Consider the following 26,621-nt stretch of genomic DNA (forward strand, 5'->3'; position numbering starts at 1 on the left):
GGCAGGAGATCCTTGATGCACTCGCACGACCACCGACGCGGGAAACCGACCCCGTCCGACGCCCGACCCGTCCCGGCCGGACCGCCCGGCCACGCCCGGCACCACGGGACCAACGAGGTGCTGTACCTGCAACGCTCCGTCGGCAACGGCGTGACCAGCCAATTCGTCCAACTGGCACGGCAGGCGGGCGAACTGGGGGAGGAGCCCTCGGGCGGGCGGTCGAGCGTGCACGAGGTGTTGGGCAGTCGGGGCCAGTCGTTGCCGGCCGACGTGCGCCGGATCGCGGAGGCCGGTTACGGCGAGGACTTCTCCGGGGTGCAGGTGCACCGGGACGCGCTCGCGGTGCGGTCGGCGAAGGAGTTCCGGGCACGCGCCTACGCTTCGGGTGACCACGTCGTGATGCCGCCGGGCAACGACGACCTGCACACGTGGCTGCACGAGCTGGACCACGTGCGCAAACAGCGCCGGGGCGTGGTGGCGGGCACCGACCGCGGTGACGGGGTGCGGGTCAGCGACCCGTCGGACGAGCACGAGAAGGAAGCCGACGCCAACGCCACCCGGGCGCTCCAGGGCCACGCGGCCCACGTCGGCCACGACCACTCACAGCCCGGGCACGGTGCGGCGCATCCCGGCGGCGCGCCCGCCGTGCAGCGGACGCCGGCGACCTGGAGCTACGAGCCGTCCGTCCGGGCGGCGGAACGGCTGCAACCCGGCCGACCGGGTATCGGCCAGCAGCAGTCGTTCTGGCCCCCCATCGTCGCCCTGATCCAGGAGTACGCGGGTCTGAGCAGCCCCGACACCGCCGGTCGCACCGACGTGCTGGACCGGCTCGACAGAGCGATCCAGGCGTGGGAGCAGAACCAGGGCCGCCGCGGGATCGCCGTGTTCAACCAGTCCGCGGCCGAGCAGAAGCGGAATGTCATCCGTGAACTGCGCAGGGTGATGGACCACGAGCGCCGGCAGATCACCGCCCTTGAGGAGCAAGAGGCGAACCCGCCGCGCACGCCGTCGCCGGAGGGTGGCGCGCAGGCGGCCGACACCGGTCGCAGCACGCCGGAGCAGTCCTCGTCCGGCGACGACGAGTCGATCGGCGAGATCGGGCCCGGCAGGCTGATGAGGACCCGCGCCCGGTTGGAGAACGTCGAACCCCTGCCTCCCGGCGTCCAGATCTACGCGCACTTCACCGAGCAGGAGAACCTCTACAGCATCAGGGCGGAGGGTCTGCGCCCCGGGGCTTCGAAAGGGATCGGGCTGCCGGAAGGCGGTTCGGACGCCTACCACACCTATGTGGTGTCGGGTTCGCCGGACGCGCTCCCCTTCGTCACCAGCGAAGCGGGTGAGGGCGTAGTCGGTGTCATCGGCTCGGGGGTCAACCCCGACCGGGACGCCAACTACGGCGGCGGCGCCTACCGGTTCCCGGGCGGAATGCCACCCGTGCGCCGTGCCGGTCGCACGGAGGGCGGTGGACCGTTCTCCTTCACGCTGCCCGCGTCGGCCAAGGAGCGGCAGGGCATCCACACCTTCGTCAACCAGGTGCTCGCCGCCTCGGATCAGGAGCCGATCACCGAGCGGGAGGCGTACCTGCGGGTGCTCGCCCACCTGATGAGGCGCATGCCCCTGAACGTGGCCGATGCCGCGAGCGCCGCGCTCGGCGAGGAATAGCACCCGTCGGCCTGACCCGCGCCCCGGTGCCGCCCGGCGCCGGGGCGCTTCGCGTGCGCGCGGCGCGGATGTCTTTTGGGGCAACGGCTCTGCCCCCGGTCGAGGTCCGGCAGCCCTGCCCGCGCGAGGCGGGTCGCAGCAGGCTGGGAGGTGCCAGAGCGACATCAGCCGCCAGAGCGGGAAGAGACAGGGAGCGACCATGCCGCAGTACCTCTCACCGGGCGTCTACGTGGAGGAGGTCCAGTCCGGGGCGCGGCCGATCGAGGGCGTCGGCACCGCGGTGGCCGCCTTCATCGGCTTCGCCGAGCGGGGACCCTTCCACCGGCCGACCCTCGTGGCGAACTGGAACCAGTACGTCCAGCTCTTCGGCGGTTTCACCGAGGACGCCTACCTGCCGCACTCCGTCTACGGCTACTTCGCCAACGGCGGCGGCGCGGCGTACGTGGTGCGCGTCGGCGGCGAGGCGACCGACGCCGACGCCGAACCCGCCGCGCCCGCGCCGGCCGAGCTGGGCGGCCTGCACGTCGCGGCCCTGCCCGGCGCGGGCCCGGACCTGTCGGTCGAGGTGGCCGACGCCGACGGCGAGAACCCGCCCGACGACCGCTTCAGGTTGCTGGTCAAGCAGGGCGGCAAGGTCGTGGAGACCTACGACGTCTCCACGAAGAAGAACGTCAAGAACTACGTCGTGACGCAGGTGTCCGAGCGGTCCAAGCTCATCACGGTCAGCGAGCGGTCCAACGGCGCGCTCGCCCGCCCGGACAAGCAGCAGGTGGCGCTGCCCGCCGAGCCCACGCCGTCGAAGGCGCTCGCCCGGCTCGACGCCAAGGAGTACCTGGGCGACCCGGACGAGCGCACCGGCATGGGCGGCCTGGAGAGCGTGGACGAGGTCACCATGGTGGTCGCGCCCGACCTCATGAGCGCCTACCGGCGCGGCCTGATCGACCTGGAGGGCGTCAAGACCGTCCAGCTGGCGATGATCTCGCACTGCGAGCAGATGGGCGACCGGGTCGCGCTGCTCGACGCGCCGCCCGGGATGAACGCGCAGAAGATCCGCACCTGGCGGCTGGACGAGGCCAACTACGACTCCAAGTACGCGGTGCTGTACTACCCGTGGATCAAGGTCTTCGACCCGGCCAACGGGCGCAACACCCTCGTGCCGCCCGCCGGGCACATCGCGGGCGTGTGGAGCCGCAACGACAACGAGCGCGGCGTGCACAAGGCGCCCGCCAACGAGGTCATCCGCGGCGCGGTGGACCTGGAGATCAACATCAGCAAGAGCGAGCAGGACCTGCTCAACCCCATCGGCGTGAACTGCGTGCGGTCGTTCCCCGGCCGCGGCATCCGGGTGTGGGGCGCGCGCACGCTGTCGTCCGACCCGGCGTGGCGCTACCTCAACGTGCGCCGGCTGTTCAACTTCCTGGAGGAGTCGATCCTGCTGGGCACGCAGTGGGTCGTCTTCGAGCCCAACGACGACCGCCTGTGGGCCAGCATCCGGCGCAACATCACCGGGTTCCTCACCGAGCAGTGGCGGCGGGGCGCGTTGTTCGGCCGCACGCCGGCGGAGGCGTTCTACGTCAAGTGCGACCGGGAGAACAACCCGCGGGAGTCGATCGACCTCGGCCAGGTCGTGTGCGAGATCGGCGTGGCCCCGGTCAAGCCCGCCGAGTTCGTGGTCTTCCAGCTCTCCCAGTTCTCCGACAGCACCAGCCTCGTCAGCGAATGACCCCGCCCGCGCGGGCGTGAACGAGAAAGGCGGCACCACCCATGGCAGAGGGCGATGCTCTTTCCACCCACATCTTCGGCGTCCAGCTCGGCGGGTTCACCGTCGAGTCGCTCCAGGAGGTCAGCGGGCTGACCGTCGAGGAGGACGTCGTGGAGGTCTCCCAGGTGACGGAGACCGGCAAGCCGGTGCTGCGCAAGCAGCCGGGCGCGCAGAAGGGCGGGGAGGTGACGCTCACCCGGGGCCTGGACCAGAGCGTCACGTTCACCAACTGGCTCAAGGAAACCCTGGAGAAGGGCGCGGTCACCGCCGCCCGCCAGGACATCACCATCGAGGTCAAGGACACCGAGGGCAACACGGTCCGCCGCATGACGCTGTACCGCGCGTGGGCCAGCAAGTGGGAGGGGCCGTCGTTCAAGGCGGGCGAGTCCAGCGCGGCCACCGAGAAGGTGACGCTCGTGTTCGAGGAGATCACGGTCGAATGAGGCGGCGGACGATCGCGCTCGACCAGCTCGACGAGCTGGTCGAGCCCAAGGACGAGCCGGAGCGGGGCACGGCGCGCGGCGGGCTGCGCACCGAGTTCGACTTCGAGCTGCCGCGGGGTTACGTCGACCCCGACGGCGTGGTGCACCGGCACGGCCGGATGCGCCTGGCCACCGCGCGCGACGAGCTGCGGCCCCAGATCGACCTGCGGGTCAAGGAGAACCCCGGCTACCTCAGCGTGGTGCTGCTCAGCCAGGTCATCACCCAACTGGGCACGGTCCGCGAGGTCCACGCCGGGGTGGTCGAGCAGATGTACGCGACCGACATCGCGTTCCTCCAGGACTTCTACCGGCGGATCAACAGCGAGGGGCACACCCGGGCGGGCGTGACGTGCCCGTCGTGCGGCACCGCGTTCGAGGTGGACCTCGCGGGTGGTCGCCTGGGGGAATCGTGACGTACGCGGCCGACCGGCTGCTCGAAGAGGTCGCGTACGTGGCCTACCACTTCCACTGGCCGCGCGAGGAGATCCTCGACCTGGCGCACCACGAGCGCCAGAGCTGGGTCCGCGAGATCGCGCGCATCAACACGAGGGTGAACGAGGGGAGGTGAACCGGTGGGGTTCCGGGACTGGTTGCGGCGCGGGAAGCGCGCCGCGGACGGGGCGGGTGGCGCGGAGGCGGTTGAGCCCGACCGGGTCACCGCTCCGACCCGTCCCGCCTGGGACGGCGGCTGGCGCGCCGTGCCGCCGTTGGACGGGGTGGTCCGGCGCGGCGGCGTGGCGGTGGGGGACGGGCTGCGGTTCCGGGACGGGTTGACGTCCTGGCGCGACCACCGGCTCGGGGGTGAGCTGGGGCACTCGGTGAGCGCGAGCGCGCCGTCCGGGCTGGTCGGAGGGGTGATCGGGCCGGAGGTGTCGGACCGGTCGCGCTACTCGGGCGGCGGGCCGTTGCTGGTGGCGTGGCGGAAGGAGGACGGCGGACCCGCGGCGCGGGGGGACGTCGGTGGCGCGGGCGGGAACGCCCCGACCACCGGCCCGGCTCGGTCCGGCAAGGCCGCACCCGGTCCGAGCCGGACCGCCCGCACCGCCGCGACGAGCCGGGGCACCGGGTCGGCCCGGTCCGACGGGCCTGCCGGCGCCGCGGGGACCGGTCGAACCGCTGGAACTGCCGGAACCGGCGAGACCGCCGGCGCTGCCCGGACCGCCGGGACTGTCGGGACCGCTCGGACGAGCGGTGCCGGCGAGACCTCCGGCACCGGTGCGGCGTCCGGCGCTGCCGGGACCGGTCGGACCGCCGGGATCACGGGGTCGGACGGGACCGCCGGGAGCACGGGGATGGACGGGACCGCCGGGATTCTCGGGACGGCGAGCGTTCCCGGGGCCGCCGGCGGGACTGGTGCGGCCGCGGGGACAGCGGACGGGGCGGGCGGGAAAGGCGCTGCGGCGGGGCCGAAGGCTGCCACGACACCGCTCGTGGTCTCGCGCGCCGCACTGCCGGCCAACCGGCACGCTGCCTCGCCTGCCTCGCCTGCCTCGCCTGCCTCGCCTGCCTCGCCGGCTGGTCGGTCTGCCGGCACGCCGGGCACCTCGTCGGGTGGCCGGTCCAGTGCTCCACCCGCCCCGCCGACCGGCCGCCCCACCGCCTCGCCCGCCACGCCAAGCGATCGGTCCGCCGTCCCGCCTGCCTCGCCGAGTGGTCGGTCCGGCGTCCCACCCACTTCCCCCACTGGTCAACCCGGTGCGTCGCCTGCCTCGCAGGCCGGCAAGCCTGGTTCGCCGAGTGGTGGGGCCGGCGCTTCGCCCGCCTCGACATCCGGTTCGTCCGCTACCGCGGCTGCGTCGCCGGGTGGCGGGTCCGCTACCTCGGCGGCTGCGTCGCCGAGCAGCGGGTCTGCGGCTTCAGCCGCTGCGCCGCAGGCCGGTTTGCTCTCGGCCTCGACGGGCATCCCGACAGCCACCTCGGCGAGTGGTCCCTCTGCCGCCTCGCCCGCCGTCCCGCTCACGCCCCCGGCGGCAGGTCCGGCTTCCGCCGCGCCACACGTCCTGCCGGTGATGCGCTCGACCGCGCCGCCCACCGGCTCGTCCGTGTCGGGGCCCGCGCGGTCGTCCACCGGCTCGGCCGTGCCGGGGTCCGGGGCGTCGCCCACCGGTTCGCCCGTGGTGCGAGCCACGCCGCCCGCTGCCCCGACACCTGCCGCCTCGCCGGGGGCAGCGCCGACCGGAGGGCGGCAGGCGGTGCGGAGCGGCAGCGCGGCGGGGCCGGCGGCACCCGGCGCCAGGGCAGTCCGACTCAGCCCGGTGCGACCGCCGTTGACGCTCGCCAGGCCGTCGATCCCACCGGCCCGCGCGCTCCCCGTGGTGGGCGCCGCGCCACCGAAGCCCGCCAAGGCAGCCGAGCGGCCCGCGTCGCGTTCCGCGCCGGTGCTGGGCGAGCCGCTGACGGCCCTGCCCCCGACCGCGTCGGCCGGCGGCCACGGCGGGGTGGTCCAGCGCAGCACGGCCCCGACGCCCCCGGTGGCCCGTGTCCAGCGGGGGACCGGGATCGGCGAGCCCATGTCGGAACTCCCGGCCACCGCGTCGCCGGTGAGGGCACGTCCGCCGAAGACACCGGACCGCAAGGCGCCCGGCGGCAAGGCACCGGACCGCAACGCGCCCAAGGCACCGGACCGCAACGCGCCCGACGGCAAGGCCCGCGACGGCAAGGCTCAGGTGGCCCCCACGGCTCCAGCCGGGCGGCCGACGCTGGACCGGCCGGTGCCGCGCGTGCGCGCCAAGGCACCGGAGGCCGGTCCGAGCGTGCAGCGGCTGCCGGTGGTCGCGGTGACCCGGCTCCCGGCCGGGCAGGCCACCGCCCCGCCCGCGCCAACCCGACCCGTACCCGAACCCCGTCCCCTGCCCCTGATCGCCGAACGCCCCCTCACCACCAACACGGGCCTGCCCGAACCGCTGCCGCACAAGGCAGCCCGCCCCGTGGTCCGCCCTCGGTGGTCGGGCACGCCGAACCCGACACCCCCGCGGCCAACCGGCGCACCCGGCCGCACGACCACCCCACCGGCCCCGCGCGTGCACGTCCAGCGGCACACCGGCGGACCCGGGCACACCGCGCCGGCGGTGGTGCGCCCGACCCCGCCCCGACCGCTCGACCACCCCCCGAAGCTCCCCCCGGCCGCGCACCCGCACCCGTCCGGCACCCCGGTCGAACCCCGGCGCGACCGGACCTCCACCGCGCCGGCCGACGCCCCGCGCCCGACGCCCGGGAACGTTCCGGCGAAGTGGCCCGCCACCACGACCGTCCAGCGGACCCCGTCGACCACCAGGACCACACCCGCCGGCGCCGACACCTCGACCGCGGAACGCGGCGACGACAACAAACCGCTGCCCCCGCTCGACCTCGACGACCTGGCCCGCAGGCTGCTCGACCCGGTCGGCCGGCTCCTGCGCGCCGAACTGCGCGAGGGCCGCGAGCGCAACGGCCGACTGCACGACCGCCGCCGCTAGCCGGCCGGCCCGACCAAGGAGCACCAGTGAGCGACGACGTGTTCGCCAGCAGCGTCTTCTTCCGGCTGACCATCGCCGACGACGACCTCGGCATGTTCCACACCTGCGACGGCCTCGGCGCGCAGGTCGAGGTCGAGCAGTACGCCGAGGGCGGCAACAACAACTTCACCTGGAGCCTGCCCTCGCGCATCACCTGGTCCAACATCACCATGACCCGCCCGGTGACCGCCGACTCGGCCAAGGTCCTCAAGTGGTTCAACGAGATCATCAAGGAGGCCGACCGCGAGGACGGCGAGATCGTCGCGCTGGCCCCGGACCTCACCCCGATCGTGAGCTGGCAGGTGATGGGCATCATCCCGGTCCGCTGGCAGGGCCCCAGCTTCGACCCGAACCAGTCCCAGGCCGCCGTGGAGACGCTGGAGTTCGCCCACGAGGGCCTGCACGCGTCCGGCGACGACTGAGCGCGCGAGCGGGGAAGGGGAGGGGACCGTGGCATCGAAGTTCCAGGCCGGGGCGGTCAAGGCGGGCAAGGCCGTCCAGGCGTACTTCGGCTCCGGGCTCGTCAAGGCGCAATTGGTGATCATGGAACCGCCGGCGACGAGCGGGGCCAAACCCGGTGCGCGGCTGGCCACGGTCAAGTTCCAGTTCAACCCCAACCGGCTGTCGCTCAGCAAGAGCGTCGAGTGGCGGCGCAAGCCCGCGCGGATGGCCGACCAGGCGTCGCTGCCGGAGTTCGTCGGCAGCGGACCGCGGTCGCTGAGCGTGGACGTGTTCCTGGACGCGACCTCCGAGCACGACAACTCGGTGGAGGAGGGGGTGGAGAAGCTGATGATCGCCTGCGTGCCGACGAAGGCCAGCCTGCGCAAGGAGAAACCCGCGAGCCCGTGGGTGCGCTTCGAGTGGGGCACCGCCAAGTCGGTGTCCTTCGACGGCGTGCTGTCCAGCCTGTCGGTGGAGTACTCGCTGTTCGACGTGGACGGCAAACCGCTGCGCGCCACCTGCTCGCTGTCCATCGAGGAGGCGGGCGCGGGCACGCCCGGCCAGAACCCGACGTCCGGCTCGCGCGAGGCCCGGCGCACGCACCGCGTGGTCGCCGGGGACAGCCTGCCCCAGCTCGCGTGGCGCGAGTACGGCGACGCGACCGCGTGGCGGGTCATCGCCGAGGCCAACGACATCGACGACCCCATGGTGCTGACGCCCGGCACGGAGCTGCTGGTCCCGGGCACCGCGGGCGGGACGGAGGAGGAGCGGTGAGCACGCCGAACGCGATGGGTGACAGCCACGCCGCGAGCGCGGTGGTCACGGTGGACGGCAACGAGCTGCGGGACGAGGCGAAGTTCCTGGTCCGCTGCGTCGTGGACGAGAACGTCGGGCTGCCCGACAGCGCGGTGCTGACCTACCGGGACGCCAACCGGGAGCTGCTCCGGCGGGCCGACATCCGGATCGGCAGCCGGGTCGAGGTGTCGATCGCCGCCTCCGTCGTGACCGCGCCCGAACCGGTGTTCACCGGCGAGGTCACCGCGCTGGAGATGGACTACGACAGCCCGGCCGTGCTGGTGGTGGTCCGGGCGATGAGCCGGGCGCACCGCCTGATGCGCGGCCGGAAGGTGCAGGCGTTCCGCAACATGTCCGCCTCGGCCGTGGTGCGCAAGGTCGCCCTCGGCGCGGGCCTGACCGTGGGCCGGCTGGACGTCGCCAACGTCACCTACCGGCACCTGAGCCAGGCCGGGGTGTCGGACTGGGACTTCCTCCAGACGCTCGCCCAGGAGCACGACGCCGTGGTGCGCGTGGACGACGGGGGACGGCTGGAGTTCGTCAAGCTCACGCCCGCGAGCAAGGCCCCGAAGGCGTCCGCGTCGGGCGACCCGCACGTGCTGAGGTTCGGCGCCAACACCCACTCCCTGCGCGCCGTGCTCACCACCGCCGACCAGGCCAACGGCGTCGAGGTGCGGAGCTGGGACGTCGCCACCAAGAAGGCGCTGGTCGCGGTGCAGCCCAACACCCCGAGCAAGATCGTGCGGCCGGGGCTGGCCGCGAGCACGGCCAACGCGAAGTTCCCCACGACGGCGCCCCTGCTGGTCACCGACACCCCGTACGCGACCCAGGCCGAGGCGACCCGCGTGGCGCGCTCGCTGGAGGCGTCCACCGGCGCGGGCTTCGGCGAGCTGGAAGCCGTGGTCGACGGCAACCCCAAGCTCCGCGCGGGCGACCCCGTGACGCTGGTGCGGTACGGCCCCGACTTCGACGGCAGCTACACCGTGACCGGCGCTCGGCACGTCCTCGGACCCGAGACCGGCTACCGCACCACGTTGACCGTCAGCGCCTCCTACGACCGGTCGCTGGCCGGCCTGGTCACGGGCGGCAACGCGCCCGCCCGCAGCCAGCGGATGCCCGGCCTGGCGACCGGGATCGTCACCGACATCAAGGAACCCGGCCGGGACCAGCGCGGCTGGGTGCGCCTGAAGTTCCCCTGGCTGGACGACACCTACGTCACCGACTGGGTGCGCACCGTGCAGTGGGGCGGCGTCGGCGGCGGCGGGGTGTTCAGCCCCGAGGTGGACGACGAGGTGCTGGTCGGGTTCGAGCAGGGCAGCCTGGACCGGCCCTACGTGATCGGCGGGCTCTACAACGGCGTCGACAAGCCCTCCCCGCACGGCCGCGCCCTGGTGGACCCCCTGCGCGGCAAGGTCAACCGCCGCTCCGTCGCCGACCGCAACGGCAACCGGCTGGAGCTGCTGGACAGCCGGGCCGCCACCGGCGTCCGGCTGGTCACGGGCGACGAGCGGCTGGAAGTCCTGCTGGACGACAAGCAGAACCGGATCGAGGTGTCCGTGCGCGGCCCGCGAGGCGTGGCGGCGCTCAGCTCCGTGACGCTCACCGGCACCTCGGCCACGGTCAAGGCCGGCCCGGGTTCCGTCACGCTCGACAGGTCCGGCATCACCATCGACGCCGGCGTGGGCGTGCTCACGCTCAAGGGCACCCTCATCAAGCTCAACTGACCACGTGAGGAGAGTTCCGCCATGCCCATCGCCGCCCGTCAGGGCGACCTGACCGTGCACGGCGGCGCGATCGGCGCGCCGCTCAACCCGCTCTCGGCGGCCCGCCTGCTCACGGTGCTGATCGAGGGCAAACCCGCCGCGACGATCAACTGCGTGCACGTGTGCGCCGTGGTGCCGCACAACGCCGTGCCCAACATCGTCATGCCGACGCCCGCCGTCGCGCGCCGGGGCGTGCTCATCGGCGGCCTGCCCGCCGCCGGGGCGCTGGACGAGACCTCGTGCAAGGCGAAGATCTCGCCCCGGCCGGGCACCGTGATGATCGGGGGTGCGCTGTGAGCGCCGACTTCGTCGGCCGCGGCTGGGGCTTCCCGCTGCGCGTCGGCCCCACCGGCGGCATCGGCATGGTCGACCGGGACCAGGAGATCCAGGAGGCCATCCGGCTGATCCTCGGCACCGCGCCGGGCGAGCGCCCGATGCGGCCGGAGTTCGGGTGCGGCATCCACGACCTGGTGTTCGCCACCGCCGACGGCGCGACCGCCGGGCACGTCTCGCGCGAGGTGCGCGCGGCCCTGGACCGCTGGGAACCGCGCATCGACGTGAGCGACGTGGTGGTGGCGTTCGACTCGGTCGACGTCGGCACGCTCTACATCGACATCCGCTACACCGTGAAGTCCACCAACGACCAGCGCAACCTGGTCTTCCCGTTCTACACGATCCCGTCCGAGGAAGGGGAGGCCGACTGATGGCGATCCCAGCGCCCAACCTGGACGACCGCCGCTTCCAGCAGTTCGTGGACGAGGCCAAGCGCTACGTCCAGCAGAGCTGTCCGGAGTGGACGGACCACAACGTGTCCGACCCCGGCGTCACGCTCATCGAGACCTTCGCGCAGATGACCGACCAGCTCGTGTACCGGCTGAACCGGGTGCCGGAGAAGAACTACCTGGCGTTCCTCGACCTGCTGGGCGTGCGCCTGTTCCCGCCCACCGCGGCCCGCGCGCGGGTGACGTTCTGGCTGTCCGCGCCGCAGGCGGAGACCGTGTCGCTGCCCGCGGGCACCGAGGTCGCCACCATGGGCTCGGAGTCCGCCGAGGCGACGGTGTTCGCCACCACCGGCGAGCTGCCGATCGTGCCGTGCGACCTGGCGCGGCTGGTCACCCGGTCCGCGTCCGGCGAGCACGCCGACCGCACCCGCGACCTGGAGGCGGGCAAGGACGTGCCGTGCTTCCAGCACGCGCCCGCGCCCGGTGACGCCACCCTGTTCGGGCTGACGGCCGCCGTGCCGAACTGCGTGGTGGTGCTGCGGCTGGAGAGCCGCGTCGAGGGCATCGGCGTCGACCCCCGGCAGCCCCCGCTGGTGTGGGAGGCGTGGACCGGCGCGGACTGGGCCGCGTGCGAGGTGGACGAGGACGGCACCGGCGGCCTCAACCGGCCGGGCGAGGTCGTGCTGCACGTGCCCGGCGGCCACACCACGTCGGTGATCGCCGGGCAGCGCGCGGGCTGGCTGCGCTGCCGGGTCACCGCGCCGGCGCCCGGCCAGCCGTTCTACTCCGAGTCGCCGACCGTCCGCGAGGCCGAGGCTTACACGATCGGCGGAACCGCCACCGCCGAGCACGCCGAGACCGAGGTCGACGTGCCGCTGGGCGAGTCGGCGGGCGTGCCCGGCCAGCGGTTCCGCGTGCCCCGGGCCCCGGTGCTGCTGGACGGCGACCCGGTCGTGGTCCAGGTCTCCGCCGGGGACGGCTGGGAGGACTGGTCGGTGGTCGAGGACTTCGGGGCCTCCGGGCCCGACGACCGGCACGTGGTGCTCGACGCGTCGATCGGCGAGTTCCAGTTCCCGCCCGCGGTCCGCGAGGCCGACGGCGCGCTGCGGCGCTACGGCGCGGTGCCGCCGAAGGGCGCGGTGGTGCGGGTGCCGCGCTACCGCACCGGCGGCGGGCGGTCGGGCAACGTCGCGCGCGGCGTGATCTCGGTGCTGCGCAGCTCGGTGCCCTACGTGTCGGCGGTGGAGAACCGGGAGGCCGCGATCGGCGGCGTGGACGCCGAGACGGTCGCCGAGGCCAAGCTCCGCGCGCCGAACCAGCTCCGGGTGCAGGACCGCGCGGTCACCGCCGAGGACCACGAGCTGATCGCCCGGCAGGCCGCGCCGTCGCTGGCCCGCGTCCGCTGCCTGCCCGTGGCGGGGGAGGCGGGCGCGGCACGGGTGCTGGTGGTGCCCGACGCGGTGGCCGACGAGGGCGACCGGCTGCGGTTCGAGCAGCTCATCCCCTCCGACGAGGTGCTGGCCGCGGTCTCGCGCCGGTTGGACGAGCGGCGCCTGCTCGGCACCCGGCTGGTCGTGGAACCGCCGCGCTACCAGGGCATCACGGTGGTGGCCCGGCTCACCGCGGCCGACGTGGACCAGGTGCGCGAGGACGCCCTGGCCGCGCTGTACCGGTACCTCAACCCGCTGCGCGGCGGGCCGGACGGCCGGGGCTGGGGCTTCGGCAGGCCCGTGCAGTTCGGCGAGGTGTTCTCCGTGCTCCAGGCGGTGCCCGGGGTGCTGCTGGTGGACGAGATCCGGATGTTCCCGGCGAACCCGGTGACCGGGGCGCGGGGCGGGCCGGTCGACCGGCTGGACGTCGCGCCCAACGCGCTGGTGTTCTCCCACCAGCACCAGGTCGCGGTCGGTGCGCCGTGACCAGGGCGGCGTTGCCGGAGCTGCCGAGCAGCCACCCGTTGGGGGACATGCTGCCCGCGCTGTACGCGGCGGACGACTTCGCGCAGCGGTTCACCGCCGGGCTGGACGCCGTGCTGTCGGCGGTCTTGTCCACTTTGGACAACCTGGCCGCGTACCTGGACCCGGCGCTCGCGCCGGAGGACTTCCTGGCCTGGCTGTCGTCGTGGGTGGCGGCGGGGCTGGACCCGGCGTGGCCAGAGCCGTTGCGGCGGGCGCTGGTGCGCCGGGCCGTGGAGCTGCACCGCAAGCGCGGCACGGTGCGCGGGCTGGTCGAGCGGCTGGAGCTGTCGCTGGGGGTGCGCGCGGAGGTGGCGGACGGTCCCGGGGTGCGCTGGTCGGGCTCCCCGGACACGCCGCTGCCCGGCGCGGCGGCGGAGGTGGTCGTGGTGCGGGTGTGGGCGGGCTCGTCCGGTCCGGTGGACCGGGAGCGGGTCGAGGCGCTGGTGGAGGCGGTGTGCCCGGTGCACGTCCGGTGCGCGGTCGAGGTGCCGGACGCCCCGCCCGCGGGTGGGGGGTGACGGCCGTGGTGCGCCCGTGCCCGCAGTGCGGCGCGTCCGTGCAGGACGGCGACGACTTCTGCGGCAACTGCGGAACCTACCTGGGCTGGTCCGCCGAGGCCGCCCGACCGGCCGCGGGGCCGGGAACACCCCCGCCCGTCGAACCCGCGCCGGTCGCTACCGCGCACGGCTCGGCGGCGGAGCCCGGAACGGCCGGGCCAGGGCCGGCCGCGAACGCGCGTGCGGCGGGGGATCCGGCCGACCGGCCGGCCGCGGGGCCGCCGGGACGTGCCGCCGGGACCGGAGCGGGTGACGGTGTGGCCGGGGGGCAGCCCACCGCGGGCGGTGAGCCGGCCGGGCGGCCGTCCGCCGCGCCGCAGCAGGAGCGACCGGTGGCGGATCCCCTGGCGTCCCGGGTCGAGGCGGCCATCGCGGAAGGGCCGCCCGACCCGGAGGAACCGGTCGCCGCCGCGCGCGAACCGGAAGACCCCGCCGCCCGCCCGAGCCTGTGGGCGCGCTGGCGCGCCTGGGTCCGGTCGCGCTTCGGCAAGGACGGCGCGGCACCGCCCGCCGAACCCGGGCCCCGCGCCACCGAACGCCCGGAAGCGGCCCGCGTCCGGACCACCGCCGGGTCGGAGGCGGCGCTCGCCGAGGGCCGGTCGGACGTGGTGCTCGGGCCCGTGCTGCCGGCCCGGCCGGAGGCCAAGCGCCCGTTGCCGACCACCGCCGCCGAGGTCGGGGTGGACGGCCCGCCGTGCCCGGTGTGCGGCACCACCAACCCGCCGGGCCGCCGGTTCTGCCGACGCTGCGCCACCCCGCTCCAGGGCGCGGCCCCCGCCCCGGCCGAGGGACGTCGCCGACGGGTCCGCCGCCACGGCGACACGTCCCGGTGGCTGCGCCGGTTGGCCGCGCTGCTCGTGGTCGCCGCGCTGGTGGTCGCCGGGATCCTGTTCCACCCCCGAGGGGTCGAGCTGTTCGAGGACCTGCGCGACCGGCTCGCCACGCCCGCGCCGATCGCGCCCGTCCGCACCGCGGCCACCGCCGAGGTGCCCGACCACCCGGCCGGGGCCGCCGTGGACGGGCTGTCGAACCGGTACTGGGGCGCGCCCGCCGTGGGCGACGCGATCGAGTTCGGCTTCGACCGGCCGTTCCGGCTGCTGTCGGTCGTCGTGCACACCGGCGCGTCGGCGCAGCCCGAGCAGTTCCGCGAGCAGGCCCGGCCCACGGCCCTGGACCTGGTCGTCACGGTCTCCGGCGGCGGCACGCGCACCATCCCGGTGACGCTCAACGACCAGCCGGGACCGCAGCGCACCGACACCGGCATCGGCGACGTGGTGGCGGTGCGCCTGGTCGTGAAGTCCGCCGCGGGGCTCGGCGCCGGCCGGCACGTGGCGCTCGGCGAGGTCGAGTTCTTCCGCCGCCCGTGACCGGACCGGGGCACAGGACTGGCGCGCGAGGGGTTCGCGCACGGATGGAGAGGAGCACCCCGTGGACATCGCAGTGGTCACCGGCTCGGCCGGGCTCGTGGGCGGCGAGGCGGTGCGGCGGCTCGCGCCGCGGTTCGACCTCGTCGTCGGCCTCGACAACGAGATGCGGCAGGAGTTCTTCGGCCCCGCCGGGTCGGTGGCCCGCCGCCTGGCCGAGGTCCGGCGCGTCCCGAACTACCGGCACCACCGGGCGGACGTGCGCGACCAAGCGGCCGTGGACGAGGTCCTGCGCACGTGGGGTCCGGACGTCCGGCTGGTGGTGCACGCGGCCGGGCAGCCCAGCCGCGACTGGTCCGCCGAACGGCCACTGGTCGACTTCGGCGTCAACGCCGTGGGCGCGGTCACCGTGCTCGACTCCGTCCGGCGGCATTGCGGCGAGGCGGTGTTCGCCCACGTGTCCACGGCCAAGGTCTACGGCGACGTGCCGGACGCGCTGCCGTTGGTGGAGACCGCGACCCGGTGGGAGCTGGACCCGTCCCACCCGTTCCACGAGCACGGCGTGGACGAGTCGCTGCGGCTGGACCGGGCCGACCGCACGTTCCTCGGGGTGTCGAAGCTGGCGGCCGACCTCGCCGCCCAGGAGTACGGCCGCCGCCTCGGCATGAAGGTGGGCGTGTTCCGGTGCGGCAGCGTCACCGGCCCGGGGCAGGCGGGCGTGCGCGAGCACGGCTTCGTGTCCCACCTGGTGCGCAGCGCCGTGCGCGGCACGCCGTACCCGGTCCTGGGCCACGGCGGCAAGCAGGTGCGCGACGTGCTGGACGCCCGCGACCTGGTGGACGCCGTGTGGCAGTTCTCCCTCGACCCCCGGCCCGGCGAGGTCTACCACCTGGGCGGCGGCCGGGAGCGCGCCGCCTCGGTGCTGGAGCTGATCGCCCGCTACGAGCACCTGACGGGCGTGGAGGTGCCGTTCGACTACTCGCCGCGGGCCCGGTTCGCCGACCCGCGGTGGTGGATCAGCGACACCCGCAAGTTCCGGCGCGACTACCCCGCCTGGTCGCCCGCGCACGACCTGGACGACGTGCTGCTGGCCCTGCACGAGCACTGGACCGCGGCGGACGACGTCGTCCAGGCGTGATTCCTCTTGACCAGGGGATATGCCGGGGTGTTGAGTGCTGGGCGAGCGTCTACACGGCGCTCTTCACGCCGCTCGGCCGCCATGAAGAACTCTTGTAGAAGCGCTTGAGAGCGCCTGAAGTCGCACCTCGCAGACTCGGTGTCGGGGAACCGGATCTGTGGGAGGCAGCGGTGGAACGAGTTCGGGTCGTCGTCCAGGCGGCGGATCACCTGAGCCTGGCTGGGCTGACCAGCTACCTCGGCTCGCGGGCCGAGGTCGTGCTCCTGGACCGGGACCAGCGGGCGCACGCCGACGTGGTCGTGGTCGCGGTCGACCGGATCGGCCCCGAGGTGCTGACCGGTCTGCGGCGGGTCGCCGCCGACATCGGCGCGCCGGTGGTGCTGGTCCTCGACGAGATCGGCGAGAACGACGTGCTGGCCGCCGTGGAGTGCCGGGTGGTGGCGATCCTGCCCCGGGCGGCGGCCACCGGCGAGCGGGTGCTGCGCAGCGTCCTGGCGGCCGCGTCGGGCGGCGGCGTCATGCCGCCCAGCCTGGTCGCGGAGCTGCTCAAGCACGTGGAACGGCTCCAGCGCGAGCTGGTGTCGCCGGCCGCGAATGTGCCGAAGCTGACGCCGCGCGAGGCGGACGTGCTGCGGCTGATGGCCGAAGGGCTGGACACCGCCGAGATCGCCGGCCGGCTGTCCTACTCCGAGCGCACGATCAAGAACGTCTTCTACGGGTTGACCACCAGGCTCAACCTGCGCAACCGGCCGCACGCGGTCGCCTACGCCCTGCGGAAGGGGATGATCTGAGGTGGACGAGACCTTGGTGGCCGAGCGGGAACGCGCCAAGCTGCGGCGGGTGGTCGACCTGGTGCGGCGGGGCCTGAGGTCCGGGACCACGCGCGGCGCACGCCCGGACCGCGGCTGGGTGATGTCGGCCGACGGGGTGATCGGCGCGCCGGCGGCGGCCGACGACCAGCCCGCCGCGACACCGGGCGGGTGACGCGCCCGCCCGGCCACGAGCCGGTTGAACACCACGGAGCGCTTGTGGTGTGGGCGGCCGTGTCGCCGGTCGACTGCGCGCCGGTCCCGCGTCGTCGAGCGCCGGTGCTCCGGGGCAGCCGCGTCGGCGGTCAGCCGACGCGGGCGGTGGCCCGCCGGATGTCCCAGGCGGCACCCAGGTCGCGGTAGACGCCGACGGCCTGGCGCAGCGCCGCGCCGGCCTCCTCCGCCCGCCCGCGCCGCGCGAGCAGCACCGCGCGGTCCTCCACCGTCTGCGCCGACTCGAACACCCGCCCCACCGACCGGTAGTGCGCGGCGACCTCCGTGAGCCCGTCCGGGTCCTCCTCCAGCACGCAACGGCAGCGCCGCGCCGCCGCGGCGGCCCTGGCAGGGGTCTTCTCCATGGCCGCCTCCGCCTCGCACGCCTCCACCGCAGCACGCGCGGTCGCCAGGTCGCCGCAGTCCAACGCCACCCGGACCAGGTCGGGCAACCACTGGTGCCGCAGCATCATCCGGGCGTACTCGGTGTCGAGGATCCCGCCCCACACCTCGATCGCCCCGACGTGGTCGCCGTTGCGGTACGCCGCCGCGGCCCGTGCGGCGACCAGGAAGTCGTTGTTCTCCCGGTTCGCCGCGGTCGCCAGGGACAGCGTGAGGCCGTCGTGCAGGTGCCGCTTGAGGGTGACCTCGTCGTCCCGGTGCGCGGCGATCAGCGCGGCGACGCCGTGCAGCAGCATCAACCCGCCCTCGCGCAGGCCGAACCCGGTGATCCCGGAGTCGTCGCCGAGCACCGCGTCGAGCCGGTCCACCGCCTCGTCCCAGCCGCCGAGCCAGAACCGGTGGACGGCCGCGCCCACCTGGAGCGCCGCCACGGGCGCGCCGTGCCCGGCCGCGTCGAACGCCTGCCGCATCGTCTCGGTCGCCTCGTCCAACCGGTCCAGGCACTGGAGCGTGAACACCCGGTTGTCCAGCAGCACCAGCCTCAGGTCCGTGAGGGCGAAGTCGGTGCCCACGATGTCCAACGCCTGGTCCAGGTAGGCCAGCGCGCTCACGTAGTCCCGGCGCGCCGCGTCGACCTGCCAGAGCACCTCCAGGGACTGGCCGATCGCGAACGGGTCGGCCGCGCGTTCCCCGACCGCGATGGACTCGCGCGCGCTCGCCGCCGCCGCGTCGAGGTCGTCCAACCCGGCGCGCTGCACCAGCGCCAGCAACGACAGCAGCCGGGCCCGCCACGCGCCCGGCAGCACCGGGTCCGCCAGCGTCTCCCGCAGCGACGCCAACGCCTGCTCCGGCCGGGACGCGCGGAACGGCACGTAGGCCGACGTCCACCGGACCTCCGCGATCCGGTCCGGGTCGCGCAGCCGCGGCAGGGCCCGCCGGGCCTGGTGCTCGGCCTCGGCGTCCCGGCCGATCCGGAACAGCGCGCTGCTCAGGTGCGCCCGCAGCGTCGCGGCCTGCTCCTCGGGCACGGCGGTGGACCGCAGCGCCCGTTGCAGCAGCTCGACCGCGACCAGCGGCGCTTCGTAGACCAGCGCGGGAGCCCGTGCCAGCAGCCAGTCCACCACCCACGCGCCGACGTCGCCGGCCGCGGCGAGCAACTGCTCGGCCACGTGGTGGACCGGCGCGCCGGCGTGCGCGAGCGCTTGCGCGGCCTGCTGGTGCAGGGCGTTGCGCAACGCCGCGGGCGTCCGCTCGTACAGCGCCTGCCGCAGCACGGGGTGCCGGAACGCGATGCGCGACCCGGCGTCGCGCAGCACGCCCGCCGCCGCGGCCTCCTCGAACGGCGTCACCAGCTCCGCCACCGGCCGGGCCAGCACGACCGACAGCCCGTCGACGGAGAACTCGCCGCCCAGCAGCGCCGCCCACCGCAGCACCTCCCGCGTGGGCGCGGAGACCAGGTCGAGCCGGCCGTCCACCGCGGACACCAGCGAGCCGGGCACCCGGTCGAACGCGTGCTCGCCCACCTCGGCCACGTCCTCGCCGACCACCACCAGCCGCTCGCGCAGCAGGGCGTCCGCGACCTCCCGCACGTACAGCGGGTTGCCGCCCGCCCGCGCGGCGATCTCGCGCAACGCCGGACCGGGCGGCGCGCCCACCAGCCGTCCCACGATGTCGGCCACGTCCGAGTCGCCCAGCGGCGCGAGGTCCAGCACCACGCCGCCGCCGGACTCCACGACCCGGCGCAGCCGGACCACCTCCGGCCGGCGCGGCACCGGTCGCGCCGCGCCCATCAGCAGCAGCGGCAGCCGCCGGGTCAGCGCGCCGAGCCGCCGCCACACCTCCGTGCTGCTCTCGTCGGCCCACTGGAGGTCGTCCAGCGCCAGCGCCAGCGGCGCGTCCGCGCACAACCGCTCCACCAGGTCGACCAGCCGGTCGACGCCGCCCGCGACCGGGTCGCCGTTGCCGAAGATCGACCCGGCCGGCTGCCGCTCGCGCAGCGCCCGCGCCACGGCCGCCCGGCGCGGGTCGGCGGCGGTGGGATCGACCCCCAGCGCGTCCAGCGCGAGCCGGAGCGGGAAGCGGCTGTCCAGCTCGTCGGCCACGGCGTGCGCGGTCTGGTGACCGGCCAGCGCGGCGCGGGCCAGCGCGGCGGCCAGCAGCGCCGACTTGCCGATGCCCATCTCGCCCTCGACCCACAGCGTCCCGCCGCGCCCGGCGGACAGGCCCTCGACCGCCCGCGAGACCGCGGCCAGCTCGGCGTCCCGGCCCAGCAGCACGGGTTCGTCGGACGCGCCGACCACCGGCGCGGCGCGGTGCGGTGTGACGTGGTGCGGTGCGACGCGGTCGGCCGGCGACGGCGTGGCGCGCGGGGGAGTCGGGGCGGATCCCGTGCCGCCGAGCACGAGCCGGTGCGCCGCGCGCAGCCCCGGCCCCGGCTCCACGCCCAGCTCCGCGACCAGCACCCGGCGGGCGTCGCGGAACACCTCCAGCGCCTCCGCGCCGCGCCCGCCGCGGTGCAGGGCCAGCACCAGCAGCTCGCGCGCCCGTTCCCGCAGCGGCTCCTCGGCGACCAGCGCGCCCAGGTCCGCGATCACGTCGGTGTGCGTGCCGGTCGCCAGGGCCGCCTCGGCGCGCAGCTCCCGCGCGGCGGTCCGCTCCGCCGCCAGCTCCCGCCGCCGGGACTCGGCGAACGGCCCGGTCAGACCCGCCAACGCCTCGCCGCGCCACAACGCCAGCGCCGCGTCGAACGAGCCGAGCGCCGCGTCCGGGTCACCGTCGGCCAGGTGCCGCTGCCCCCGCGCCCGCAACGCCCGGAACTCGGCCAGGTCGGAGTCGTCCGGGTCCCACCGGAGGCGGTAGCCGGACCCGACCGACTCCAGCAGCTTCGAGGCCGTGCCGCGCGGCCGGTCCGGCTCCAAGGCCTTGCGCAGCAACGAGACGTAGGTGTGCACGCTGCCCTCCGCGGTGGCCGGCGCGTCCTGACCCCACACCCCCGCCACCAGGTCGCCCCGCCGCACCGCCGCGCCCGCCCGTAACGCGAGCATCGCGAACACCGCCCGGGGCCGCGCGGAACCCAGCGGCACCTCGCGGTCCCCGACCCACGCGCGCACCGGCCCCAGCACGGCCAACCGCAACGCCGACATCTCGCCTGCCCTCCCAAGGCTCGTCCTGTCGCGCGACGCGTCCGCACCCCGCGACGGCGCGCGTCCGCACGCCGGTTCCCGGAGGTCGCCCGGTGCCGACGCGCACGTCCCTCCCCTTCCCCGCACCTCTCGGTGCGGGCCGTCCACGCCGCACGACCGGGCCCCGTCCCGCCCTGCGCCTCCGCTCCGCCCCGTCGGCCGGGCCGTTCGCGCGGCGCGACCCTTCGCTCCGCCGGTCGGTGCGGGTGTCCGGGCGGCGCGGCGCTTCGCTTCGCCGGTCGGTAGGGGTGTTCGGGCGGCGGAACCCTTCACCTCCCCGGTCGGCGGGGCCGTTCGGGCGGCTGGCCCCTGTGCTTCCCCGGTCGGTGGGGGTGTTCGGGCCGTGCGATGCCTTCGCTTCCCCGGTCGGCACCGCTCGGCGGAGGCGTTCGGGCGGCGCGACCGCGCGCAGGCCCGCCGCACCTCCGCTCCCCGTCCCGGTCGGCCCTGCGGGGTGGGAGCGATCACGTGGCGCGACCGCGGCCCGGCCCGCCGCGCGTCCCTTCCCCGCTCCGCCCGGCGCTCCCCGGTGCGGGCCGTTCACGCGACGCGGCGCAAGCGCGCCTCGACCCGCCGCGCCTCCGGCTCCGCGCCGACACCGCGGTACACCGCCACGGCCTCCCGCACCGCCGCGGCGGCCCCGGTGTGGTCGCCGTGCCCGGCCAGCAGCACGGCGGCGTCGTCCAGCGCCTCGGCCAGCTCCACCGGCCGACCCGCCTCCCGGTACCGCGCCGCCGCGTCGAGCACGACCACCGGGTCGCGCTCCACCAACCCCCGGCAGTGCGACGCCACCGCGCCCGTCCCGGCCTGGCCGGCCGCGCGGGCCGCCAGGTCGCCGTCGCCCGCCCGCAACGCCAACCGCGCCAGCAGCGGCAGCCAGCGGAGACGGGGCGACACGCGGTCGGGCGCGAGCAGTCCCGCCACCGCGGCGAGCGCGTCGTCCACCCGCCCGGCGCGCTCGGCCAGGAGGGCCTCGGCGGCGGCGCGGAAGTCGTCCAGGAAGTCGTCCGGGTGGTCGGCGGCGGCCCCCAGGTGCCGCAGCGCCGCGTCCGGCCGGTCCTGGCGGACCGCGACGAGCGCGGCGACGCCGTGCGCGGGCGGGGTCGGCCCCCGGTCGCACGGCCACGGGCCCGGCGTCGGCTCCCGGTGGCCGTCGACCAGCGCCACCACGTCCGCCCAGCGGCCCCGCCAGTAGTGCTGCGCCACGGCGGCGGAGTGCGGCCGGGTCGTGCGCAGCAGCTCGTCCGCCTCGTCCAGCCGGTCGAGGTGCTGGAGCGTGAACACCTTGTCGCCCACCAGGTCCGCCTGGATTTCCGGGACGACCGGCACCGCCAACGCCTCCTCGACCTGCCGCAACGCCTCGGCGTGGTCGCCGCGCGCGGTCGCCGCCCGCCACAACCCGCGCCGGGCGCGCGCCACGGCGAAGTCGTCGCGCACCTCCCGCGCCAGCCGCAACGCCCGCCGCGCCGCCGCCTCGCCCTCGTCGCCGGTCACCACGCCCGCCGTCAACGCCTCCATCCGGGCCCGCCAGACGGGCGGCGTGGTGTGGTCGGCGACCGCCGCCCGCAGCACCTCCACCGCGTCCCCGGAGTGGCCCTCGCGGTGGTGCGAGGCGGCCAGGACCCAGCGCATCTCGGCGACCACGTCGTGGTCGTGCGCGCGGGCCAGCGCGTACCGGACGTCGGCCTCGGCCCGGAGGCCGAGCCGGAACACCAGGCGCGCCAGCTCGGCGGCCAGCCGTTCCCGGTCGCCCGCGGGCACGTCCGGCTGCGCGATGGCCGACCGCAGCATCGACACGGCCAGGTCCGGATCGCGCGCCGCGACCGCGGCGGCGTGCTCGACCAGCCAGTCCACCGCCCAGCGGTCGACCGCGGTCGGCGCGGCGGCCAGCTGCCGGGCGACCAACCCCACCGGCGACCCGGCCGCGGCCAGCGCCTGGGCCGCCTGGCGGTGCAACGCCGCCCGCACCGCGGCCGGGGTGCCCAGGTAGAGCGCCTGGTGGACCAGGTGGTGCCGGAAGGCGAACTCCGCGCCCGCCTCGACCAGCACGCCCGCCGCCGTGGCCTCCTCCACGGCCGCCACCAGCTCGGACACCGGCCGACCCGCCACCACCGCCGCGTCGCCGGGCGCGAACGCCGCGCCCAGCAGCGCCGCCCGGCGCAGCAGGTCCAGCGCCTCCGCCGACAGGAACTCCAACCGCCTGGTCAACGCCGCCACCAGCGACGCGGGCACGTCCTGGCCGGTCACCGCCGCCTCGGCGAGCCCGTCGCGGATCTCCACCGCGTGCTCGCGCAGCAGCGCGTCGAGCACTTCCCGGACGTAGAGCGGGTTGCCGCCCGCGCACCCGGCGAGCCGGTCCAGGCCCTGACCGGGCGGCGCGCCCACCAGCCCGGCGACCAGGGCGGGCACCTCGTCCTCCGCCAGCGGCGGCAGCACGACCAGGTCACCGGTCTCCACGACGGCGCGCCGCACCCGCGCCACGTCCTCGCGGTGCGGCACCGGCCGCGCCACCGCGATCAGCAGCAGCGGGATCCGGTGCGACAGGCGCACCAGCCGGTGCCACAGCAGCACGCTCGCCTCGTCGGCCCACTGGAAGTCGTCCAGCGCCAGCACCAGCGGCGCCGCCGCGCACAGGTCGCCGACCAGGTCCACCAGGCGGTCGATGGCGGCGAGCACGGGGTCGCCGTCGCCCGCCGGGGCCGACAGCTCCCGGGCCAGCTCGACGCGGCGCGGGTCGGGGGAGGTGACCGACACGGCGAGGGCGTCGAGCGCCACGCGCAGCGGGAATCGGGCCCCCAGCTCGTCGGCCGCGGCGCGGGCGACGCGGACGTCCGCGCCGGCCAGGGCCGCGGCCAGCAGGGACGACTTGCCGATGCCCGGCTCGCCCTCCAGCCACAGCGCCCCACCGCGGCCCGCGTCCACTTCGGACACCGCGCGTCGCACCAGCTCCAGCTCCCGGCGTCGCCCGACGAAGTGCGCCGCCGCCGGGGGAGGGGGATCGGCGGGCGCGGCGGTCGGGGCGGGCCGGTGGTGGACCGCCTCGCCCTCCAGCACCCGGCGGTGGGCCTCCCGCAGCGCCGGACCGGGCTCGATGCCCAGTTCCTCCGCCAGCACGTGCCGGGCGTCGCGGAACACCTCCAGCGCCTCGGCCTGCCGGTTGCCCTGGTGCAGCGCGGACATCAGCAGCGCCCGCAGCCCTTCCCGCAACGGGTGCTCGACCACCAGCCCGGACAGCTCCGCCACCACGTCGGCGTGCCTGCCCAGCACCAGCCCCAGCTCGGCGCGCCGCTCCACGGCGGCCAACCGCAGCTCGTGCAACCGGGACCGCTGGGACTCGGCGAACCGGCCCGGCACGGAGAACAACGCCTCGCCCTCCCACAGCGCCAGCGCGGCGTCCAGCTCCGCCACCGCCCGCTCGGGGTCGTGCCGCGCCAGCTCCTCCGCCCGTTCGCGGTGCCGGTCGAAGCGGTGCACGTCCAGCGCCTCGCGGTCCAGCCGGAGCGCGTACCCCGCGCCGGAGGAGGTGAGCACCACCCCGGCCGACCGCTTGGACCGCTCCGGCTCCAGCGCCCGGCGCAGGCCGGAGACGTAGGTGTAGAGGCTGGCGCCGGCCGTCGCGGGCGGCGCGTCGCCCCACACGCCGTCGATCAGCTCGTCCCGGGAGACCGCCTCGTTCGCGCGCAGCGCCAGCAGGGCGAACACGGCGCGCCTGCGCGCGGTGCCGACGTCGACCTCGGTGCCGTTGCGCCACGCGCGCACCGGCCCGAGCAACCTGACCACCAGCGAAGCGGTCGTGCTCATCGACATCGGGACACCCCCCGTGTGGAAATAGGGGCCGAGTGGCGTGCTCTCGCAGATGGCGTACCTGCTCCGCCGCGCGTCGACTGGTACTCAGTTCCTACTCGTCCGCCACGTTAGCACGGCGTCGTTGCCGCAAGAGTGTCCGCGAAGTCCGTCTCAATGGGACTTTTCGCTGGTCGCGGGATGATGCGTGCGCGTTGCCCTGATCGGCGCAGTGATCTTCGCGGCAGTTTCGGGAAAAACCCGCCATTCCTCTCTCGGTGGAATACCCCCGATGGCCGACGGCGGTGTTCACCGCAATGGCGGCCGGCCGCGGTCGCTCACGACTCGGGAGCGCACATCAGCGGGCAGCCGGCCACCTGCGGGCAGGTGACCAACTGCCGGCAGCCGCACGCCAGCGTCGAGTTCAGCGTGGTCAGCCACGCCTGCCGCTCGGCGATCTCCCGCTCGATGCGGGCGCGGCGCTGGTCGGCGATCTCCTGCCAGGAGCCGCCGGACTCCTCGGCCTCGTCCAGCAGCGACGAGATCTCGGTCAGGCTGAAGCCGATGTTCCGGCACGTGCGGATCACGGACAGGCGGTCGAGCACGTCACGCGGGTAGTGCCTGCGGCCGCCGATCTTCGGGCCTTCCTCCAGCAGGCCGACGCGCTCGTAATAGCGCAGCGCGGACGAGGCGACGCCCGACGCCTTGGCCACTTGGTCGATCGGCAGCAGGTCTCCTGTCATGATCGTCCCCCAGCTCGTCGGCCCGGCAGACCCGCCGTGCGGCGCGCCGGCGTCGATCTGTCGGTACTGGATGCATCTTGAACGGTACGTCTCCGGACCGGAAGTACGCCGTTGTGCTGATGGTGGCCGGCCGACTGCTACCGAGAGATGAATTCCCGGCTGTTTTGTGGCCTGAGTCACAGGTCGTTCCGGGTGAAGTGCGCTCCCGGGCCCCAAGATGCGCGTTCCTCACAGCTACGGCGCGTCGCCGTCACCCGGCCGACGGGATTGCCACGGGTGTGCCGCGGGTGCGGAACTCCGAAGTGGCGCGCCGAACAAGTGGGCCGCGCATCGGCGGCACCGCCCACGTGGTGGGACGACCGGACGGGAGCGGGCGGCGCGGGTCAATTCCGCATTTCGTTCGGAACGGGCGCGCGTTCCATTCTGCCCGGACGCGTGTCGGGGTGATTCACCGATCGTCCGGGCGGTGGTGCGAAACAATTGCGCCCGGTTCCGCCCGGTTCGGATGACATGAATGCGCCGCACCGCGCCGACAACGTCGGGCGGCACGATCCGCCAATTCCACACCACGCCGGGGTCGTGCGCCGGAAACGCATCTCGGATGCCCGGTGCGGGGTGATCGGCGCGTCGGGTTGTGCACCCGGTGCGCGGTGGTCGACGCATCCGTCGTCGTCGGGTGCGCGGTCAGCGCGTCGGGTCGCCGCCCGCCGGAGCGCCGAACACGGCGAGGAACAGGTCCGCCGCCTCCTCGGGCGCGTGCGCTTCGAGGACCAGTTCGCCCGCCGTGAGGTGGAGGGTGAAGTCGAAGAACGCGCAGCAGCGCTGCTCGGCCGCGGCCAGCTCGGCCGCCTCGCCCGCCCGCGCGCCGGGCAGCCGCCACCGCAGCCCGTCGGCGATGCCCTCGGGCCGTGCGCCGGCCAGCAGGTCGCGCCACTGGCCGATCCGCTCCGCCTGCCGGTCGCCGGTCAGGGTGCAGGCGATGGGCGCGCCGCCGGACGGCTGGAGGTCGAGCAGGCGCGCCGAGGGCAACGGCCCCGGTGAGCCGGCGGCGTGGCGGTCGGTGGCTCCGCCGGGCGCGCGGGACCGCTGCTCCGTCCGGCTCACTTCCGTGGTCATGGATCCACGGTAAACCTTGGAGCGAGGACCAAGGCAAGGCTCACCCACACGAAGGGATGAGGTCTTCCGGGTGTCGCCGGCGGGCCGGGCGACGGCCGGCCCCGGCCCGCGACACCGCGGACCGGGGCCGGGGAGTCGTCGCTAGTAGCGGTAGTGCTCGGGCTTGTAGGGGCCGTCCACGTCGACGTCGATGTACTCGGCCTGGTCCTTGGTCAGCTTGGTGAGCTTGCCGCCGAGG

General features: G+C 75.3%; 23 protein-coding genes and 1 pseudogene. 18 read left to right on the forward strand and 6 right to left on the reverse strand.

Going from position 1 to position 26,621, the window contains the following annotated elements; translation table 11 throughout:
- Positions 1 to 15: 15 nt before the first annotated feature.
- The 5 genes from ACWEFJ_RS26365 to ACWEFJ_RS26385 all read left to right on the forward strand — a co-directional run bounded on the left by ACWEFJ_RS26365 (position 16) and on the right by ACWEFJ_RS26385 (position 4,474).
- Positions 16 to 1,662: an eCIS core domain-containing protein gene (locus ACWEFJ_RS26365; protein ID WP_449715377.1), complete on the forward strand. Its 1,647-nt coding sequence runs from the start codon at positions 16 to 18 to the stop codon at positions 1,660 to 1,662.
- Positions 1,663 to 1,861: 199 nt separating this feature from the next.
- Positions 1,862 to 3,385, forward strand: a complete 1,524-nt coding sequence (locus ACWEFJ_RS26370; protein ID WP_449715378.1) for a phage tail sheath family protein — start codon at positions 1,862 to 1,864, stop codon at positions 3,383 to 3,385.
- Between the two features lie 41 nt (positions 3,386 to 3,426).
- Entirely contained in the window at positions 3,427 to 3,867 is a 441-nt protein-coding gene (locus tag ACWEFJ_RS26375) for a phage tail protein (RefSeq protein ID WP_233815714.1), read from the forward strand.
- Positions 3,864 to 4,319, forward strand: a complete 456-nt coding sequence (locus ACWEFJ_RS26380) for a hypothetical protein (RefSeq protein ID WP_366201755.1) — start codon at positions 3,864 to 3,866, stop codon at positions 4,317 to 4,319. Before ACWEFJ_RS26375 ends, ACWEFJ_RS26380 begins: the two co-directional genes overlap by 4 nt.
- Positions 4,316 to 4,474 (forward strand): DUF6760 family protein, encoded by a 159-nt coding sequence (locus ACWEFJ_RS26385; RefSeq protein WP_176947121.1) that lies wholly within the window; start codon positions 4,316 to 4,318, stop codon positions 4,472 to 4,474. The genes ACWEFJ_RS26380 and ACWEFJ_RS26385 overlap by 4 nt, the downstream gene beginning before the upstream one ends.
- A 1,119-nt stretch (positions 4,475 to 5,593) precedes the next feature.
- Here the strand turns inward: ACWEFJ_RS26385 and ACWEFJ_RS26390 are convergent.
- Positions 5,594 to 6,034: a hypothetical protein gene (locus ACWEFJ_RS26390; protein ID WP_449715379.1), complete on the reverse strand. Its 441-nt coding sequence runs from the start codon at positions 6,032 to 6,034 to the stop codon at positions 5,594 to 5,596.
- Between the two features lie 127 nt (positions 6,035 to 6,161).
- On the opposite strand from ACWEFJ_RS26390, the gene ACWEFJ_RS26395 reads away from it, so the two are divergent.
- The 13 genes and pseudogenes from ACWEFJ_RS26395 to ACWEFJ_RS26455 all read left to right on the forward strand — a co-directional run bounded on the left by ACWEFJ_RS26395 (position 6,162) and on the right by ACWEFJ_RS26455 (position 17,119).
- Entirely contained in the window at positions 6,162 to 7,361 is a 1,200-nt protein-coding gene (locus tag ACWEFJ_RS26395; protein WP_449715380.1) for a hypothetical protein, read from the forward strand.
- Between the two features lie 26 nt (positions 7,362 to 7,387).
- Complete coding sequence (locus ACWEFJ_RS26400) at positions 7,388 to 7,822, forward strand: phage tail protein (protein ID WP_378088966.1); 435 nt, start codon at positions 7,388 to 7,390, stop codon at positions 7,820 to 7,822.
- 28 nt (positions 7,823 to 7,850) lie between these two features.
- Positions 7,851 to 8,615 (forward strand): CIS tube protein, encoded by a 765-nt coding sequence (locus ACWEFJ_RS26405; RefSeq protein WP_378088968.1) that lies wholly within the window; start codon positions 7,851 to 7,853, stop codon positions 8,613 to 8,615.
- Complete coding sequence (locus ACWEFJ_RS26410) at positions 8,612 to 10,360, forward strand: VgrG-related protein (protein ID WP_449715381.1); 1,749 nt, start codon at positions 8,612 to 8,614, stop codon at positions 10,358 to 10,360. Before ACWEFJ_RS26405 ends, ACWEFJ_RS26410 begins: the two co-directional genes overlap by 4 nt.
- A gap of 21 nt (positions 10,361 to 10,381) precedes the next feature.
- Positions 10,382 to 10,696: a PAAR domain-containing protein gene (locus ACWEFJ_RS26415; protein ID WP_378088973.1), complete on the forward strand. Its 315-nt coding sequence runs from the start codon at positions 10,382 to 10,384 to the stop codon at positions 10,694 to 10,696.
- Entirely contained in the window at positions 10,693 to 11,103 is a 411-nt protein-coding gene (locus ACWEFJ_RS26420; RefSeq protein ID WP_378088974.1) for a GPW/gp25 family protein, read from the forward strand. Before ACWEFJ_RS26415 ends, ACWEFJ_RS26420 begins: the two co-directional genes overlap by 4 nt.
- A complete protein-coding gene (locus ACWEFJ_RS26425; protein ID WP_449715382.1) occupies positions 11,103 to 13,037 on the forward strand; it encodes a putative baseplate assembly protein in 1,935 nt (644 codons plus the stop codon). Before ACWEFJ_RS26420 ends, ACWEFJ_RS26425 begins: the two co-directional genes overlap by 1 nt.
- Entirely contained in the window at positions 13,034 to 13,594 is a 561-nt protein-coding gene (locus ACWEFJ_RS26430; protein WP_449715383.1) for a phage tail protein, read from the forward strand. The genes ACWEFJ_RS26425 and ACWEFJ_RS26430 overlap by 4 nt, the downstream gene beginning before the upstream one ends.
- 8 nt (positions 13,595 to 13,602) lie before the next feature.
- Positions 13,603 to 13,668 (forward strand): annotated as a pseudogene (locus ACWEFJ_RS26435) (zinc ribbon domain-containing protein); the annotation flags it as partial.
- A gap of 297 nt (positions 13,669 to 13,965) precedes the next feature.
- Positions 13,966 to 15,000, forward strand: coding sequence for an NADase-type glycan-binding domain-containing protein (locus tag ACWEFJ_RS26440; RefSeq protein ID WP_449715388.1), 1,035 nt, complete (start codon positions 13,966 to 13,968; stop codon positions 14,998 to 15,000).
- A gap of 61 nt (positions 15,001 to 15,061) precedes the next feature.
- A complete protein-coding gene (locus tag ACWEFJ_RS26445) occupies positions 15,062 to 16,135 on the forward strand; it encodes an NAD-dependent epimerase/dehydratase family protein (protein ID WP_378096370.1) in 1,074 nt (357 codons plus the stop codon).
- Between the two features lie 170 nt (positions 16,136 to 16,305).
- Positions 16,306 to 16,926: a helix-turn-helix transcriptional regulator gene (locus ACWEFJ_RS26450; RefSeq protein ID WP_378096373.1), complete on the forward strand. Its 621-nt coding sequence runs from the start codon at positions 16,306 to 16,308 to the stop codon at positions 16,924 to 16,926.
- Position 16,927: 1 nt separating this feature from the next.
- A complete protein-coding gene (locus ACWEFJ_RS26455) occupies positions 16,928 to 17,119 on the forward strand; it encodes a hypothetical protein (RefSeq protein WP_378096376.1) in 192 nt (63 codons plus the stop codon).
- A 130-nt stretch (positions 17,120 to 17,249) separates the two neighbouring features.
- Here ACWEFJ_RS26455 and ACWEFJ_RS26460 read toward each other — a convergent pair whose 3' ends face one another.
- The 5 genes from ACWEFJ_RS26460 to ACWEFJ_RS26480 all read right to left on the reverse strand — a co-directional run.
- Entirely contained in the window at positions 17,250 to 20,702 is a 3,453-nt protein-coding gene (locus ACWEFJ_RS26460; protein WP_449715384.1) for a BTAD domain-containing putative transcriptional regulator, read from the reverse strand.
- 579 nt (positions 20,703 to 21,281) lie between these two features.
- Positions 21,282 to 24,542, reverse strand: a complete 3,261-nt coding sequence (locus ACWEFJ_RS26465; protein ID WP_449715385.1) for a BTAD domain-containing putative transcriptional regulator — start codon at positions 24,540 to 24,542, stop codon at positions 21,282 to 21,284.
- A gap of 320 nt (positions 24,543 to 24,862) precedes the next feature.
- Complete coding sequence (locus ACWEFJ_RS26470) at positions 24,863 to 25,267, reverse strand: helix-turn-helix domain-containing protein (RefSeq protein WP_378096385.1); 405 nt, start codon at positions 25,265 to 25,267, stop codon at positions 24,863 to 24,865.
- Positions 25,268 to 25,951: 684 nt separating this feature from the next.
- A complete protein-coding gene (locus ACWEFJ_RS26475; RefSeq protein ID WP_449715386.1) occupies positions 25,952 to 26,383 on the reverse strand; it encodes a hypothetical protein in 432 nt (143 codons plus the stop codon).
- 141 nt (positions 26,384 to 26,524) lie between these two features.
- Positions 26,525 to 26,621 (reverse strand): adenosylhomocysteinase (locus tag ACWEFJ_RS26480; protein ID WP_449713052.1); only part of this gene is annotated, 97 nt, incomplete at its 5' end.

Source organism: Actinosynnema sp. NPDC004786, from assembly GCF_053601135.1.

What these genes read in the sequence shown, in the direction of transcription:
- ACWEFJ_RS26375 (WP_233815714.1), top strand. Translation starts at nt 3,427, where the DNA reads ATGGCAGAGGGCGATGCTCTTTCCACCCACATCTTCGGCGTCCAGCTC.
- ACWEFJ_RS26470 (WP_378096385.1), bottom strand. Translation starts at nt 25,267, where the DNA reads ATGACAGGAGACCTGCTGCCGATCGACCAAGTGGCCAAGGCGTCGGGC.
- ACWEFJ_RS26380 (WP_366201755.1), top strand. Translation starts at nt 3,864, where the DNA reads ATGAGGCGGCGGACGATCGCGCTCGACCAGCTCGACGAGCTGGTCGAG.
- ACWEFJ_RS26415 (WP_378088973.1), top strand. Translation starts at nt 10,382, where the DNA reads ATGCCCATCGCCGCCCGTCAGGGCGACCTGACCGTGCACGGCGGCGCG.
- ACWEFJ_RS26365 (WP_449715377.1), top strand. Translation starts at nt 16, where the DNA reads ATGCACTCGCACGACCACCGACGCGGGAAACCGACCCCGTCCGACGCC.
- ACWEFJ_RS26460 (WP_449715384.1), bottom strand. Translation starts at nt 20,702, where the DNA reads ATGTCGGCGTTGCGGTTGGCCGTGCTGGGGCCGGTGCGCGCGTGGGTC.
- ACWEFJ_RS26425 (WP_449715382.1), top strand. Translation starts at nt 11,103, where the DNA reads ATGGCGATCCCAGCGCCCAACCTGGACGACCGCCGCTTCCAGCAGTTC.
- ACWEFJ_RS26370 (WP_449715378.1), top strand. Translation starts at nt 1,862, where the DNA reads ATGCCGCAGTACCTCTCACCGGGCGTCTACGTGGAGGAGGTCCAGTCC.
- ACWEFJ_RS26465 (WP_449715385.1), bottom strand. Translation starts at nt 24,542, where the DNA reads ATGAGCACGACCGCTTCGCTGGTGGTCAGGTTGCTCGGGCCGGTGCGC.
- ACWEFJ_RS26475 (WP_449715386.1), bottom strand. Translation starts at nt 26,383, where the DNA reads ATGACCACGGAAGTGAGCCGGACGGAGCAGCGGTCCCGCGCGCCCGGC.